Genomic DNA, 478 nt, shown 5'->3' with positions numbered 1-478 from the left:
ATTTCAGATATAGCAGACTTTAGGATTTTTATTTCAATTTTTGGTGCTATTTCTAGTATTAGTTGTGCATTTACTTCGTCAACTTTGTTTAATTCACCTATTATTCCACTAGAAGTAATAACCGTATCACCACGTTTTATTTGATCGATCCAGTCATCCAGCCCTAGCCAACGTGCACCACATAACACTACCTACCTCAAGTCAATCAATAGGTTTACAAAACTGCGAATATTTGTTACTCTTTCCTTTCACGCTAAAACGGAGCCAAGGATTGACATGATTTATTGCATACTAGCTGTTACCGGCGGCGCTGCCCGCATAAGTGTTGATAAAAACTATACTATGGGGAGGCTACAAAGTTAAACATCACTTGAGGCAACGACGTCCTGCAGAACCAAAAACAACTATCCTGGAACTGTCTAATTCCAAGCTAAACTCCCGCAGTGGAAGCGATTTACACAGGTAAATTTCGAACAAA

Annotated in this window: 1 protein-coding gene; it reads right to left on the bottom strand. The window is 39.1% G+C overall.

Going from position 1 to position 478, the window contains the following annotated elements:
• A partial coding sequence (locus ACJ5GX_RS06080; protein WP_495292811.1) for a preprotein translocase subunit YajC occupies positions 1-188 on the bottom strand: 188 nt, incomplete at its 3' end.
• Positions 189-478: the final 290 nt, after the last annotated feature.

This window comes from Wolbachia endosymbiont of Tuta absoluta (assembly GCF_059414725.1).
The sequence above is the reverse complement of the archived record's forward strand: the minus strand, read 5'-3'. Positions and strand labels throughout refer to the sequence as shown.